Genomic DNA, 16757 nt, shown 5'->3' with positions numbered 1-16757 from the left:
CAAATATAAACAAGAATTATGGCTTTCAAGAAAGATTCAAAGATAAAGAGTAATTTCACGAAGATTACTATCGGACTTGCATCACCGGAAGAAATCCTCGAAAGTTCTTTTGGCGAGGTTACCAAACCTGAGACCATAAACTATCGTACATATAAACCTGAGCGCGACGGACTTTTCTGCGAGCGCATCTTTGGTCCGACAAAGGACTATGAGTGTGCCTGCGGTAAATATAAGCGCATCAGATATAAAGGCATTGTCTGCGACCGCTGCGGTGTAGAGGTTACAGAGAAGAAAGTGCGCCGTGAGCGCACCGGACATATCGAGCTCGTTGTGCCTGTTGCACACATCTGGTATTTCCGTTCATTGCCTAACAAAATAGGTTACCTGCTCGGTATACCGACAAAGAAACTCGATTCTGTAATTTATTACGAGAAGTATATCGTAATACAGCCGGGTGTAATGGAAGGCCGTACAGACTCTGAGGGCGTTGAAATCAACGGTTCTCACAAGATGGACTTCCTTACTGAAGACGAATATGTAAACATCATGGACAACCTGCCCGACGGCAACGAATATCTTGACGATACAGACCCGAATAAGTTCATCGCCAAGATGGGTGCAGAGGCAATCTATGATCTGTTGGTAAATATCGATCTCGACTCTCTTTCTTATGAGCTTCGCGACCGTGCCAACAGCGACTCTTCTCAGCAGAGAAAGACCGAAGCCCTCAAGCGTCTGCAGGTTGTAGAGGCATTCCGCGGAAGCCGCAACATAAACAAGCCCGAGTGGATGATCATGAAGATTATTCCTGTTACTCCTCCTGAGCTTCGTCCGTTGGTTCCGCTGGATGGTGGCCGTTTTGCAACATCTGACCTCAACGACCTTTACCGTCGTGTCATCATACGTAACAACCGTCTGAAGAGACTTATGGAGATTAAGGCTCCTGAGGTTATTCTCCGTAACGAGAAACGTATGTTGCAGGAGGCTGTCGACAGCTTGTTTGACAACTCACGCAAGAGCAGCGCCGTTAAGAGCGATTCTAACCGTCCGCTGAAGTCTCTGTCTGACTCACTGAAAGGTAAGCAGGGACGTTTCCGTCAGAACCTTCTCGGTAAGCGTGTCGACTATTCAGCACGTTCAGTTATCGTTGTAGGTCCTGAGTTGAAGATGGGCGAGTGCGGTCTGCCTAAGCTTATGGCTGCAGAGCTCTATAAGCCGTTTATCATCCGTAAGCTCATTGAGCGCGGTATCGTTAAGACTGTAAAGAGCGCCAAGAAGATAGTAGACCGTCGTGAGCCGGTTATCTGGGATATCCTCGAGAATGTAATGAAGGGACACCCCGTATTGCTCAACCGTGCGCCTACACTTCACCGTCTTGGTATTCAGGCATTCCAGCCTAAACTTATCGAAGGTAAGGCTATTCAGCTCCATCCGTTGGCATGTACTGCATTCAACGCCGACTTCGACGGTGACCAGATGGCTGTTCACCTTCCGTTGAGCAATGAGGCAGTGCTCGAGGCACAGATTCTGATGCTTCAGAGCCACAACATCCTTAATCCTGCCAACGGTGCGCCTATCACAGTGCCTTCACAGGATATGGTGCTCGGACTTTACTATATTACAAAGATTCGTCCGGGTGCAAAGGGTGAGGGACTTACGTTCTATGGTCCGGAAGAGGCTATCATTGCGCACAATGAAGGCAAGTGTGACCTCCATGCTCAGGTAAAGGTTGTTGTGAAAGACCTTGATGCAGACGGAAAACTTGTTGACAAGATGGTTGAGACTTCTGTCGGCCGTGTGATTGTCAACGGCATCATACCTGAAGAAGTTGGTTACGTAAATAAGATTATCTCTAAGAAGAGTCTTCGCGATATTATTGCCGACGTAATTAAGGCTGTGGGCTTTGCCCGTGCCTGCGAGTTCCTCGACGGTATCAAGAACCTTGGTTATCGTATGGCATATCTGGCTGGTCTGTCGTTCAACCTTGACGATATCATCATTCCGAAGGAGAAGGCCGACCTCGTTGCAAAAGGTAATGAGGAAGTGCGTCAGATTACCGACAACTATAACATGGGATTCATCACAGACAACGAGCGTTACAACCAGGTAATTGACGCCTGGACACACGTAAATAACGAGTTGGGTGACGTCCTGATGAAGGAGATGACTGAGGCTGACCAGGGATTCAACGCCGTCTACATGATGCTTGACTCTGGAGCCCGTGGTTCTAAAGACCAGATCCGTCAGTTGGCCGGTATGCGTGGACTTATGGCAAAACCGCAGAAGGCAGGAGCTGAAGGTGCTCAGATTATTGAGAACCCGATTCTTTCTAACTTCAAGGAAGGTATGAGCGTGCTCGAGTACTTCATCTCTACCCACGGTGCCCGTAAGGGTCTTGCGGATACCGCTATGAAGACTGCCGATGCCGGATATCTTACACGTCGTCTTGTAGACGTTTCTCACGACGTTATCATCACAGAGGAAGACTGTGGAACTCTGCGCGGACTTGTATGTACAGCATTGAAGAATGGCGATGAGGTTATTTCTTCTCTGTATGAGCGTATCCTCGGCCGTGTGTCAGTTCACGATATTATACATCCTAACACAGGCGAGCTTATCGTTGCTGCCGGTGAGGAAATAACAGAGCCTATAGCTCAGATTATAGAAGACAGCCCGATCGAGAGCGTTGAAATCCGTTCTGTGCTTACTTGTGAGAGCAAGAAGGGTGTCTGCATGAAGTGTTACGGCCGTAACCTTGCCACAAGCCGCATGGTGCAGAAGGGCGAGGCTGTCGGAGTCATCGCAGCTCAGGCTATCGGTGAGCCGGGTACACAGCTTACACTTCGTACGTTCCACGCCGGTGGTGTGGCTGCCAATGCTGCAGCCAATGCATCTATCGTTGCCAAGAACGACAGCCGTATCGAGTTCGACGAGCTTCGTACCGTGCCGTTTGTTGAAGAAGGTGACAATGGCGAGGTTCAGTGTGAGATGGTCGTAAGCCGTCTGGCCGAAATCCGTTTCGTCGATCCTAACACAAACATCGTGCTTTCTACTCTGAACGTTCCTTACGGAAGCTCACTCTACTTCAAGGGCGGCTCTATCGTTAAGAAGGGTGATATGATTGCACGTTGGGACCCGTTCAACGCTGTTATCGTAACCGAGTATGCCGGTACGCTGAAGTTCCGCGACGTTATCGACGGTGTTACGTTCCACTCTGAGACCGACGATACAACAGGTCTTACCGAAAAGATTATCACTGAGTCTAAGGATAAGAGCAAGGTGCCTACCTGTGATATCGTAGATAAGAACGGCGATGTTGTCGGTACATACAACTTCCCTGTGGGTGGTCACGTTGTTGTTGAAGACGGTCAGACCGTCAAGACCGGTGCAACCCTCGTTAAGATTCCTCGTACAGTTGGTAAGGCTGGTGACATCACCGGAGGTCTTCCTCGTGTAACAGAGCTCTTCGAGGCCCGCAACCCGTCTAACCCTGCCGTAGTGAGTGAAATCGACGGTGAGGTTACAATGGGTAAGGTTAAGCGTGGTAACCGTGAGATTATCGTAACCTCAAAGACAGGCGAGCAGCGCAAGTATCTCGTTTCTCTGTCAAAGCAGATCCTGGTTCAGGAGCACGATGCCGTTCGTGCCGGTACTCCTCTGTCAGACGGTGTTATTACGCCTAACGACATCCTTTCAATCAAGGGTCCTACCGCCGTTCAGGAGTATATCGTAAACGAAGTACAGGACGTATACCGTCTGCAGGGTGTGAAGATCAACGACAAGCACTTTGAGATCATCGTTCGTCAGATGATGCGCAAGGTACAGATCAATGATCCGGGTGACACAACATTCCTTGAGCAGGAGATTGTCGACAAACTCGACTTCGCTGAGGAGAACGACCGTATATGGGGTAAGAAAGTTGTTACCGACGCCGGCGACAGCGAGACTCTTAAGAAGGGTCAGATTATCTCAGCCCGCAAGCTGCGTGATGAGAACTCAACCCTGAAGCGCCGCGACCTTAAGACTGTTCAGGTGCGTGATGCCGTTCCTGCAACATCAACTCAGATTCTGCAGGGTATCACACGTGCTGCTCTCCAGACTAAGAGCTTCATGTCTGCCGCATCATTCCAGGAGACAACCAAGGTGCTCAACGAGGCTGCTATCCGCGGAAAGGTAGACTATCTGGAAGGAATGAAAGAGAACGTTATCTGCGGACACCTTATCCCGGCCGGTACAGGTCTGCGTGAATTCGAAAAGATTATTGTAGGTTCACGTGAGGATTATGACCGTATACAGGCAAACCGCAAGAATGTGATTGACTATAGCGAAAAGCAGACAGCTGAGAAAGAATAATTTTAAGGCTAAAACTATATAAGCAAAACGGCGATGCAATGTTAACATGCATCGCCGTTTTGCTTATATGTTATATCCAAATTAAAGAAATTTATTTATTTTCTTTTAAAAAATTTGTTTGCATTATAAAATTTCATATATTTGTGGAATTAAAAATATTATTGAAATCCTTGTTAATCTCTGAAAGAGACGGTCTTGCGTTTATTGCAAACCAAAATCTTTGGATGTTTAAATTAAGGGCTTATGAAAAATAACACAGCAGATATATACTTTATTCTAGATGGATAGCAGTATGGCTATTCCCAATATTATAATTGTAAAGCTGTTGGATGTTTTTGAGTAATGTCAGCCTTATATCAATTTTGATTTATATAATTATTGAATTATTGATGTTTAATTTAAAATAATTGCGTTATGATTAAAAGATTACTTTCTTTGGTAACCGCTTTTGTTGCGTTTTGCTGTATAGCAAATGCACAGGCATTTCAGCGGAATGAGGCCGGTTTAGGACTCAAGTATAATAAGATTGAGAAAATGGCACCGACTCGTGCTGCTGCCGAGGGAGTGGTTTTCACTTATGCTCAGGGAGATACCTATGTTGGTGTAGGAGCAGGTACAGATCATTATGATTGTGCGATTTTTGTTCCAGGAAAGTTCGCGGGTAATAAAATTGATCAGGTGGGCTTTTACCTTATTGACCATAAAGTTGTAGATAATGTAAAGTGCTGGATCGCAAAAGAACTGCCAAGTAGCATCACTTCTTCAGAATGTGAGTTTTTTAAAGATATCACTCCAACGACTTCAATTAGTGTTGACGGAAAACCTGAAATCGTAACAGTTGAAAACTATACAATTCCTGCAGAGGGCTGTTATGTCGGTTATTCGTTTGATGTTACATCACTCACTTCACAGGCCGGTCAATATCCTATTGCCTTTGATGGCTCTAGCTATTGTGATGAATACGGAGGATACGTTTGTCTGCAGGGCAAATGGGACAACATGGCAAGCTATGGTTTTGGAAACTTGTTGACATTGGTTTCAATGTCAGGTGACAATTTCCTCGGTAATGCCGCTTCATTTGTTTCAGACAATATAGGTCGAGTAATAACAATGAAAAACGGTAATGTTAATATTTCTGCAATGATCAAAAATGATGGTGTAACACCAATGACTTCTGTGGCTTATACAGTTAAGGATGTTGCAACAGGAGAGACATCTGCAGAAAACACTGTAAACTTGGATAATGTTGAATTTAACAATAATGGTGTGATTAACATCCCATTGACAGCCGGCAATGAGGCAAAAGAGGAAGAAAAAGAGATTGTAATTACTAAGGTAAACGGACAGCCCAACGAAACAGCCAATGCAACATGCAAAGGTTCTTTAATTGTTCTCACAAATGCTATCAAGCGCAGATCTGTTGTAGAGGAATTTACAGCTACAGGTTGTGGATATTGTACTCGCGGATATGCAGGTATGGCTGCATTGGCAGACAAATATCCTGAGTCGTTCATCGGTATTGCCGTACACGGAAAGATGAACTATGACGACCCGATGAGAATTACTGACTATAATTCTGTCATGGCAATGGTTCAGGGTTACCCATCTGCATTTATCAATAGAGGTCCTTCTATTGACCCATATTTCGGCACATCACAAAGTCAACTGCTTGGCGTACTTGACGATTTCGAGGCAAGTCTTACTATGACAGAAGCTGAAATGTCTGTATGGCCGGAGTGGAACGAAAGCCAGACTGAAATAAATGTAATCACCGACGTGCAGTTCTTCTACAGCAGCAATAATGCTCCTTATGCTTTGGCTTATGTTCTGCTTGCTGACGGTTTGCAGGGCAGCGAGAGCAACTGGTGGCAGACTAACTATTATTCTGGAGCAACTGGTGCTGAGAATGAACCTTATATTTATGAGTATACACAAAAAGGTGAGCAGATAAAGGATATGGTTTACGATCATGTTGCCATTATGGCCAAGGATGTAGCTGAAGGTATCAAGGGTTCAATAGCTGCTCCCCTTGTAGCAGATGCAGTTCAGCGTCATGAAACAACTTTCGATCTTTCTAATGGCGTTACTTCTGCCAGCAAGTTCAACCTCTTGCAGGATAAGTCAAAGCTGAAGGTTGTTGCAATGCTTATCAACACAGAGACTGGTGAGATTGTAAATGCTGCAGAGAGAGCCGTTGGTACATTTGGTACAGGTATCAACGTTGTTGATCCTTCAGAGAAGGAAGTTAAGGAAGTTGCCCGCTATACTATTGACGGCGTGCAGCTCAGCGCTCCTGCAAAGGGCATCAATATCGTTAAGATGTCTGACGGAACAACAAGAAAGGTTGTTGTAAAGCAGTAATTGAATAATTCTGAATTTTAAGAATTCAGAGTAGAATAAGATCTTGGCCATTAGAAAATATTAGGGCTGTGTATGAAGCTTCTGATAATTTTCTGATGGCCATTATTGTTTTATTATATTTGGTCTGTCCTTGTGCGCATTGCCGTATGTTTGATGGTTTAACCCCAATCTGCCATTATACAGCACTTGGCTTTATCTATTTCATGCATTCAGGCCTTTGGCCCCTCTTTTTGTTCCTATTGAGCGAATCTTAATAACCGATTTTGGCTTAACTCGAATTTGCCATTATGTTCCTGCCTTTTTGCCTTTTGTTATTTGCTGCCATGGCCGGATTGTCTAAGGAATATGTTGACTGCACGGTAGCAACAGAAAAAAGAAAGACGGATAAGACTGAAATGAACCAGGCGGAATAAGCTTTATATGCTTAATGATTTGGGGTTGATCGTAACGTATCTGCGATGTGCCTTAATATGCATTTTGCCGGTTTGGGATAGCTAATATAAGATAATCCCTAACCGGCAAAATGTTGATGAAAGAATAGGCTGGTTAAAGTCTATAAAGGTGTGTTACTGATCTTTCTTAGATTTTATCCGGATGCAGCCGGCCGTCACTTGTTTTCATTCTTGCTCTCTTCCAGCTTTCTGTGCTGATAGAGCTGATAAGAGTTTATCACGTTGTGCCATATGCTGTAGAAGCCGCCTGCTACTGCCGTTATCGGTGTGAAGAAGGTGTATCCCATCCATATTGCCAGCACGGTGTTCTTTTGTCCAAGCGACTGTCCTGCCGTAATCTTGTCGTTGTATAACGCACCTACCTTGCGTCCGAGCCAGAACTGGAGCAGACAGCTGATAAGCGATGCTGCCACTAGGCCGAGTTCGGTTGCAATGGCCACGTCGGCATGAACAATGGTGCGTGTCGTGACGGTCATGGCCAGCGTAAGCGCAACTGCCCAAAGATAGAAGCTCAGGTCGCTGTAGTGTGATATCGTGAAGTGGAGTCTTGGCGAAAGATATCTCAGCAGGATGGCAGCCAGCAGGGGCAGAAGCAGCAACGGGAACACCTTGCCGAGTATCAGCATTGCCGAGTTAAGTATGCCGAGCTCCGGATTGGGATGTACATACGGTACAAGTGCCGGTATGAATGCCGCCGTAATGATGTTTATCAGTATGGTGTATGTGGTTATGTGGTTAACATTTCCGCCAAGCTTTTTTGTTATCACCGCACCGGCCGTGGCCGTAGGACATATCAGGCATATCATGGCACCCTCGAGCACAATGCGCAGTCCGCTGTGCGGCATGAGCATAAGCGCCACGGCTATGGCTGTGAACGTGCCGGCCTGGAAGAGCAGCAGCCACGGATGCCACTTGCACAGGCGGAGCTTCTTGGGGTTCACCTTGCAGAAAGTGATAAACAGCATGGCAAATATCAGCATGGGCTGCAGCAGCTCGATGGCTTTGAGGGCAAAGTGGTGAGTAGGTTGCAGCGCGGGTATTGCCGTGTAGACAAAATAGGCAGCAATGCCGGTAATGATGGCGATGATAAGCGTCCAGTCTTTTAAGAATTTGATGATTTTCATTTTGTATTTTCTTTCAGTCAGGCAAACTTACTACTTTTTCCGCAATCTTGTCAATATTTTTTGCTTTTTGTTTATATCTTAGGTGCCATATTCTTATATATATGTTCCGGCAGTATAATCTAGGCATACTTTTGTTCGTTTATTTCAGCGTTATTTCTTAAATTTGTGCCAAATTGAAGATATACTGAAAAGTCAGATGGATAGATTAGATGATTATATATTAAGTTTTCTCCGCCACACAGCCGGTGTGTCCGAGAGCGTTTTGTCGTGGGTATATCCGCTCACGGCCCTGTTTGCCATAGGTCTTGTTTCGTATCTCTGCACGGCGCTGTTCCGCTATGTTGTAATGCCGGCTGTGCAGAAGCTTACCGAGCGCACCAAGGCCACATGGGACGACTATCTGTTCAACGACCGTGTGATGAAAGCCTTCCGCCGCATCATACCTCCCGTGTTGTGGTATGTCCTGCTGCCGTTTGCCTTTGCTGCCGACAGCAGTGTGCTGCCCGTGCTGCTCAAGGCCTGCAACATCTACCTCGTGGTGGTGTCGCTGTTCTTTATAAGCGAGTTTCTCCATTCGCTCTACGAGATATCCAGCGAGCACCAGAAGCTGCGCAACCGGCCGCTGAAGGGCATCTATCAGATGTTCAACCTCATGGCCGTTGTGGTGGGCTTTATCCTCGTGGTGAGCATCATCGTCAACAAGAGTGCCGGCACCGTGCTTGCCGGTCTTGGTGCTTCTGCCGCCATCATCATGCTGATTTTCAAGGACACCATCCTCGGTCTTGTGGCCGGCGTGCAGCTTACGGCCAACGACATGCTGCGTCCGGGCGACTGGATAACCATGAACAAGTATGGCGCCAACGGATATGTAAGGGAAGTGTCGCTCACCACTGTCAAGGTGCAGAACTTCGACAAGACCATCACCACCATACCGCCTTATCTGCTCGTGAGCGACTCGTTTCAGAACTGGCGCGGCATGCGCGAGGCGGGCGGACGCCGACTAAAGCTGTCGGTCAACATCGACGCCAACACCGTACACTTCTGTTCGCCTGACGAACTGCGCAGCTACGAAGAGAAAGGATATATAGCCAAAGGCCAGTATGACTCTGCTGACAGGCCCGTTGCCAACACGCAGGTGTACCGCAACTTTATGATGGACTTCATGTCGCGCCACCCCAACGTCAACAAAGACCTTATGATAATGGCACGCATGCTTCAGCCCACGCCCGAGGGCCTGCCTCTTGAGCTTTACTGCTTCTCGGTGTTCCCCGACTGGAAACCCTTCGAGCTGTTTCAGGGTGAGGTGCTCGACTATGCCATCGTTATGGCGTCAGAGTTCGGCCTGCGCATCTTCCAGCGTCCTGCCGGCAGCGATCTTGGCTCGCCCGTAGCCTGATGCCGGCCTGATGTGCCGTGGCTTGTGCCTGATGCAGGTGCCGGTGTCGTGTTGTTATGTCATCTCATTGCGCCGCAACCCTTTCATAGTGTCATCTGCATTATGTTCAGAAAAATAGCTGAAACAGCCGCAATGCATCTCCTGATTATAGCTGATGCCGTGCCGAATGGGGCGTGTAGTGCGGCGCTTATAGCGTATTCGCACTAAAGCCCTGCCTTTCTCCGTGTGTAAAAGGCAGGGTTTTGTATGCTCAAAGGCCGTCTTCTGTTTGCTAAAAGACTACGTTTTGCATTGCCGTTTGCCGTGTTTTACATTGTAGCCTGCCGCCCAGCATTGCACACATTTGCCACTTTGCCCCGTAAAACGCTGTAACAATGTGCTTTCTCTTTGCACACATTTTCAGGCAATATTTGCGCATAAAGTATTTTATTTTCTGAAAACCGCAGAATGAGAGCATCATGCCAAATCAATGTGTAAGCCTTGTCCTTGTTTTATGTTGCATTTGTCAAGACTGCAGCTCAATCGCTCCGGCCGTGCATCCCAATCGCACATATTGCAGCCGTGCTTGCCAAGTTTTTCGTGTTAAATAGCTGATTTTCAGAAAAAATGTGTAAGTTTGCACTTTATAAATAGCAATAAAAAAGAAAAATAGACAATGGGAAAGATAATACTTACCGGCGACCGCCCTACCGGAAAGCTTCATTTGGGCCACTATGTTGGCTCGTTGCGCCGCAGGGTGGAGCTGCAGAATGAAGGCGACTTCGACCGCATGTTTGTGTTCATTGCCGATGTTCAGGCGCTTACCGACAATGCCGACAACCCCGAAAAGGTCAGACAGAACATCATCGAGGTGGCTCTCGACTATCTTTCGGCAGGACTCGACCCCGAAAAGGTTACGCTCTTTGTGCAGTCGATGATACCCGAGCTGGCCGAGCTGACGGTGTATTACATGAACCTTGTCACCGTGTCGCGCCTTCAGCGCAACCCTACGGTGAAGACCGAGATACAGATGCGCAACTTCGAGACGAGCATCCCCGTGGGCTTCTTCACATATCCCATAAGCCAGGCTGCCGACATAACGGCCTTCAAGGCTACTACGGTGCCTGCCGGCGAAGACCAGGAGCCTATGCTCGAGCAGACGCGCGAGATAGTGAAGCGCTTCAACAATATATACGGCGACGTGCTTGTTGAGCCTAAGATAATGCTGCCCACCAACTCGGTGTGCTGCCGCCTGCCGGGAACCGACGGCAAGGCCAAGATGAGCAAGAGCCTCGGCAACTGCATCTATCTGTCTGACACGCCCAAAGACATGCAGCAGAAGGTGAAGAGCATGTATACCGACCCGGGACACCTGCGCGTGGAAGACCCCGGAAAGGTGGAGGGCAACACGGTGTTTACATACCTCGAGGCGTTCAGCACGCCCGACGACTTTGCCGAATTCTGGCCTGAGTATAAGAGCCTCGACGAGCTGAAAGACCACTACCGCCGCGGCGGACTGGGCGACATGAAGTGCAAGAAGTTCCTCATAAAGGTGCTCGACCGCCAGCTTGAGCCTATCCGTCAGCGCCGCCATGAGTTTGAACAGGACATCCCGGAGGTTTACAATATTCTGAAGAAAGGCTCAGAGGCTGCCCGCGAGGTGGCAGCGCAGACTCTGCACGACGTGCGCGAGGCCATGCGCATCAACTATTTTGACGACCTCGACCTTATCAAGGAGCAGGCTGCCAAGTATAAGGCAGGCGAGTAGGAGGCCGGTGTAGCATATAATACATACGTTAGTATAAATGACGGGCCGCATATCCTGACAATGGGGATATGCGGCCCTGCGTGATATATAAGGACTTTTATTGTAGGTGTCAGCGGTTGATTACCTTCTTGGCTGTTCCGTCGCTCATGCGTATTATGTTTATTCCGCGTGCTGGTTTTGCCAGTTTCCTTCCGTCAATGCCGTAGCGTGCCGTCTCTGTTGCGCCGGCTGCTGTCTCGCTTTCTATGCCCGACGTCTCGCTCTCCTTTATCATAAACTCCTTCCATACGTCGGCCTTTTCATATTCGGCCTTGGCTCCTTGCGGCACATACAGCAGGCAGTCCTGCGGCACGTCGCTGTCCCATCCGGCAAATGACGTGTTGTCGCATGCCGGCGGTGTGACGGCCTTGCAGTCTACTTCTGTCAGCATGTTGTAGGCAAATGCCGCATAGCCTATCGACTCGAGCGTAGACGGCAGCGTCAGCTTCGTCAGGCTTTCGCAGTTGATGAATGCCATCTGGTCGATAGTCTTCGTTCCTTCGCCTATTGTAAGCTCCTCAAGATACACCATGTAAGAGAACGCGTTGCGCGGTATTGTGGTGATAGAGCCGGGCAGAGACATCACTACCACGCCCTCGCATCCGTCGAATGCCCCTTCGCCTATGGTCTTTACGGTTTCGGGCAGGTTGATGTTCTCCATTGTGTAGCAGCTCGAAAAGGCATTTTCGCCTATGCTCTCAAGACCTTCCGGGAACACTACGTCGAGCAGTCTCATGTTGTTCTGGAATGCGTTGTCGCCTATTGTCTTCACTCCTTCAGGTATGTTCACGCTTTCAAGGTTGGAGCATCTGTCGAACATATAGTCGGGTATGGCTGTCAGACCTTCGGGCAGAACTGCAGATTTTAGTGCCGTGCAGTTGGAGAAGCATCCCTCCAGCTCGGTAACAGAGTTAGGTATCTCTATGGTTTCGAGCTTGTCGCAGTAAGAGAATGCCGAACCCTCTATGCTCTGCAGGCCGTCGTTCAGACTGACTGATGCAAGACTGCTGCACATAAAGAACGTCGACTCGTCTATCTCTTCCAGCGTTGCCGGACATTCGAGGCTGGTCAGCATGCAGCTGCTGAATGCCTCTTTGCCTATTTTTACGAGATTTTTCGGCAGCGTTATTTCTGTTATTGCCGTGCCCGAGAAGGCGTTTGCCGGTATCTCCTCGCATTCTTCAGGAAGAGTTACCGAAGTCAGCTTGCCGCAGTTTCTGAACATTCCTTTGGCCGGCATGATGCCGTTGACAAAGCTGAACGATGCAATCTGCGTCTCTGAAAAGGCGTAGCTGCGTATCTCTTTCAGACCGTCGGGCAGTGTTATCTCGCTCAGGGCGGTGCATCTCATGAATGCGCTGTCGCCCACAACCGTTGTTCCTGCCGGAAGGCTAAGGCTTTCCAGCTTGTCGCAGCTGTAGAATATGCAGTTGCCCATCTCGTTGTCGCTGGTATAAAATTCCTTGTTGTTCACATAGTCGGTGTAGTAGGCTTCGCCTCCTGCCACAACCTTAGCCTCGCTCAGGTCGAGCGTTGCCAACTTGCCTTCAGTGGGCACGTTGTCGAGGTCGATGCCTGCCATGTCGCGCAGCAGTATGAAGTCAGTGCCGTTCAGGTTTCCGGTTATCTTGAGCGATGTGATGGTGTATTTGTCGTTGCCTATCTGTTCCGACAGAGTGCCTGCCGTCTCAACATTCACTGTGGTCTGTTGCGCCTGTGATATGGCCGCGATTGCTGCCATGCAGACTGTAAGTAGTAAAGCTCTTTTCATGGTTAAATCGTTTTTAGGGTCATACAATTTTATTCTTGTTCTCGTTTATCTCACGACAACCTTTCTGGCGGTTGTCTTTCCGTTGCTTAGTGTGGTGCGTATTATGTTTACGCCTCTGCCGGCCTTGCTCACCTTGCTTCCCGTTATGCTGAATATCTCTTCGCTGACAGGGCTGCCGTCTTCGTCGGTCGTGGCTGCGTCTATGCCGGTGCCAGTTTCGGGTGTAACCTTCTGCATGAATATTGAGGTGGTGCCGTTGCGCTCCTCGTCCCAGCTTGTCAGGAAGTATTCTCCGTTTATCATGGCCGATGATTTCAGGTTGACTTTCTTTGTCGGAGTCTCTGTAAACTGAATTGTTCCGCAGGTCTTCTTGCCGCCGGCATCATATATGTCGAGCAGTGAGTTCACCGCCTTTGTTGCGCCGTCGAGTTTCTGATAGAACAGGGCAGCGTTGCCGTTGCCGTCGTCCTGCACGCTGTAGAACGAGTACATGTCGCCGTTCTGCATGGCGGCCACCTCTATGTTGCCTTCCGGCAGTGCCTGTCCGTCGGTGGTGTATCTTTTCATGTAGAGTCCCTGAGTGTTTGAGTTGTTTTTGTCAAACTGCTGGTATGCGCAAGCGAAGGTGTTGTCGCTGCTGATGTATGCCACGGCTGGCTGTGCTCCGCCATAGTTGCCGTCGTTGAGGATTATGCCTCCGGGCTTGCCGTCGAAAGCCGTTTTTCCGTTACTCCTGACATAGACAAACGCACTGTTGAAATTTGCGTCCATGCATGTTATCAGTGCTCCGTTGTCGGGTCCGGGCACAATCTTTAGCACTTCCCATGGCTTAGGCGATGCCAGTCCGCCGTTGAACACCGTCTCGTCCTCTTCCGTAAGGCTTTCCCCGTTGCCGTCAATGAGCTTGGTCTTCAGCGAACTGCTCTCATATATATAGGTAAGAAGGGCGTTGTCGCCGTCGCTTTTTGTCACAAAGGGGTAGGGGGGGCTCTTGTAGGTAGTCTCCACGGCTGTTTTCTGCCATATAGAGTTGCCGTCCTTGTCGAGTCTTTCAATGGCTATGCAGTCTTTTTGTGCGTTGTCGTCGCGATACATGTAGGCGCATATGCATCCGCCGTCGTCGAGCGCACACATGCTTAGTCCGACCTGTGTGGCAAAACCCTTGCCGCTGTTGAGCACGGTTCCGTCCCATAGCTGCCGGCCGTCTGGCGCATATTTATATATGGTGTATGTATTTAGCTTGCTGTCAGGAGCAGTTCTGAAGTCCTGCACGCCGACAAACGCCTGTCCGTCTTTGTCGAGAGCCAGATGCTGGTTGTAGGCCGACCACACTTTGTTGGCTTCCTGTGAGATTATTTTTCCGCCCCTCTCCATAACCTTGTTGCCGTCTTTATCTATTATTTGCAGGCGCATGCCCAGGGTTCCGTTCATGTTTGTGATGAAGAAGACATAGGTTACTCCGTCCTTGTTCGTGGCCACTTCGTTTTCGTCAAAGGCCAGTCCTGTCGGCGTAATCTGAGTGTTCTTGCCTAAGTCGGTTGTCCATTGGGCGCGTGTCATGCCCGCTATGAATATTATTACTGCAGTAAGGAGTATTATTCTTTTTTTCATGACAGATGGTTTTAAGGGTTATACATAATAAAGTTATCTAAAAACAAAAGTAATACTTGTTTCATATATAGTGGCTGACGTAGAGGTCTTTCGCAAATATACGCCTAATAATGTTTTTGTGCAATAGCCGGATGCTCCAAATGTTTGCTATTTCATGAAATAACAAAAGAAATGCTTTAAATTTGCCTGCGTATGCCCGGATTTTGATTATAATTCTTATATTTGCCGATACAAAAAGTCTCAGTTATGAATATTATCGCCGTCATTGCAGCTGCCTTGCTGCTGATTATTCCTTGTTCCGGTAGCCTTGCTGCCGGAAACAGCCGTGCTGCAGAGATTACAGAGGCGGCGCAGAAGGATTATTATTCAGGCGAATATTTTGATGCTCTCGAAGGATTCATAACTGGCCTGAAGGTTGCACGCGACGAGAAGGACAGTCTGTCGCTCATGATATGCACTGGATATATAAGCAACATATACAATTGCTTCAACGACTACAGCAGCAGTCTGGCTTATCTGCTTGAGGGATACGAGGTTGCCCGGATGTGCAACAATGAGAATATGAATGCCCGCTTCCTTTCAAACATTGTAAGTACGTGCTGCCGGTTGGGCGATGTTAAGAGTGCGGAGAAATATTATGCCCTTGAAGAGAAGGTCGCTATGAATGACCGGGACGAGAACGACTATTATCTTCTTTATAATAAGGCACGCATCATGCAGGCCGGAGGGAGATTCAATGAGGCCTTGCAGATGCATCACAGACTGTTGGACATGGCTAAGAGACGCGGCATGGCTGAGTTGTATTCACTTATTCAGTATAGCGAGATTGGCAATGTGCTTGTCAGGCTTGGCCGGTATTCTGAGGCACGCAAATATGGCGAGATGTGCATGAGCCTGTCGGGAAGACTTGGCGACGACGACCTAAAGATTAATGCGTATAATATTATGGCAGGAGCCTGCAAGGGACTTGGACAGGCTGACCAATATGCCTTGTATCATTCTAAGGCGCTGGCTCTTACTGATTCTGTATTTAATCCTAAACGTTTCTATATGGTGCGCAACCGTCTGGACGTTTATCGCGACAGTGTGGCCGGCGAGCGTATAACGATGCTGAACGGTATAGTTACACGGCAGTCGGATGCGATGCTCCTGCTTATTCTTCTTGTTGTTGTTATGTTTGCTGTGTCTGGTGCGGTGTGGTATGCTTACCGCAGACAGGCAAAAACTAAGGGCGCTTTGCCTGAAAAGGCTACTGCTTCCGACTGTTACATGCTTCCTGGTGATTGTATGCCCGTAGAGTCGGTGTTGTTGACTGTAGAGGCTGCTGCACATGTACAACTATCAGAAACAGATTCTGCTGTTGAAGAGCAGTGCCTTATGAGTCGTGAGCAGGCCGAAGCTTTATATGAGAAAATAGAACAGGCATTTAATGATGTTGCAGTTATATCAGAACCCGAATTCAGTTTGGGCACCTTATCGCAGTTGGTAGGCTCTAATATGAAATATGTATCGTGGGTGATAAACAGTTTTTATGGTAAAAACTTTAAGACTATCCTTAATGAGTGCCGTGTGCGTGAGGCATGTATCAGACTGGGCGACACGGAGCGTTATGGCAACATCACTATTCAGGGAATATATGAAAGTCTGGGATACCGCAGTGCATCAAGTTTCAACCGGGCTTTCAGACTAGTTACCGGCATGTCGCCATCAGCCTTTCTTAAGCAGGCCCAGGTAGAAAAGGTGTAGCGGGGCAGAGGCAAATGCTGTTTTGTGCGACGTCATATTGCTGATGTTGTCTTTCTGTTGTGGGCGCGATGACTGGCAGTTGTGTTTTATTATATGTAGACGGACGTCGGGCGTTAGGTTAAAATGGCGCTGTCTAGTCGTGATTTATTTAACGCTT

The 16757-nt window shown here is 48.1% G+C and carries 8 protein-coding genes; 5 read left to right on the top strand and 3 right to left on the bottom strand.

Going from position 1 to position 16757, the window contains the following annotated elements:
• The first annotated feature begins 18 nt into the window (after positions 1-18).
• Both rpoC and EJL04_RS14375 read left to right on the top strand, forming a co-directional pair.
• Complete coding sequence (rpoC, locus tag EJL04_RS14380; protein ID WP_021855154.1) at positions 19-4353, top strand: DNA-directed RNA polymerase subunit beta'; 4335 nt, start codon at positions 19-21, stop codon at positions 4351-4353.
• Positions 4354-4767: 414 nt separating this feature from the next.
• The gene (locus EJL04_RS14375) at positions 4768-6714 is read left to right on the top strand and encodes a hypothetical protein (RefSeq protein WP_125105474.1); all 1947 of its coding nucleotides are present in this window, start codon (positions 4768-4770) and stop codon (positions 6712-6714) included.
• A gap of 607 nt (positions 6715-7321) precedes the next feature.
• Here the strand turns inward: EJL04_RS14375 and EJL04_RS14370 are convergent.
• The gene (locus EJL04_RS14370) at positions 7322-8290 is read right to left on the bottom strand and encodes a transporter (RefSeq protein ID WP_053398850.1); all 969 of its coding nucleotides are present in this window, start codon (positions 8288-8290) and stop codon (positions 7322-7324) included.
• Between the two features lie 196 nt (positions 8291-8486).
• Between EJL04_RS14370 and EJL04_RS14365 the strand changes: the two genes are divergently transcribed.
• Complete coding sequence (locus EJL04_RS14365; RefSeq protein ID WP_021855159.1) at positions 8487-9686, top strand: mechanosensitive ion channel family protein; 1200 nt, start codon at positions 8487-8489, stop codon at positions 9684-9686.
• Positions 9687-10341: 655 nt separating this feature from the next.
• A complete protein-coding gene (gene trpS / locus EJL04_RS14360; protein ID WP_053398848.1) occupies positions 10342-11433 on the top strand; it encodes a tryptophan--tRNA ligase in 1092 nt (363 codons plus the stop codon).
• Positions 11434-11542: 109 nt separating this feature from the next.
• Here trpS and EJL04_RS14355 read toward each other — a convergent pair whose 3' ends face one another.
• Both EJL04_RS14355 and EJL04_RS14350 read right to left on the bottom strand, forming a co-directional pair.
• Positions 11543-13243 (bottom strand): leucine-rich repeat domain-containing protein, encoded by a 1701-nt coding sequence (locus tag EJL04_RS14355; protein WP_125105473.1) that lies wholly within the window; start codon positions 13241-13243, stop codon positions 11543-11545.
• A 45-nt stretch (positions 13244-13288) separates the two neighbouring features.
• Complete coding sequence (locus EJL04_RS14350; protein WP_125105472.1) at positions 13289-14854, bottom strand: hypothetical protein; 1566 nt, start codon at positions 14852-14854, stop codon at positions 13289-13291.
• Positions 14855-15100: 246 nt separating this feature from the next.
• Between EJL04_RS14350 and EJL04_RS14345 the strand changes: the two genes are divergently transcribed.
• Entirely contained in the window at positions 15101-16600 is a 1500-nt protein-coding gene (locus EJL04_RS14345) for a helix-turn-helix domain-containing protein (protein WP_125105471.1), read from the top strand.
• Positions 16601-16757 lie beyond the last annotated feature (157 nt).

The sequence above is a fragment of the Prevotella marseillensis genome (genome assembly GCF_900625065.1).
In the GTDB taxonomy this organism is placed as follows: Bacteria; Bacteroidota; Bacteroidia; order Bacteroidales; family Bacteroidaceae; genus Prevotella; species Prevotella rara.
This window is presented reverse-complemented; position numbering and strand designations above follow the sequence as displayed.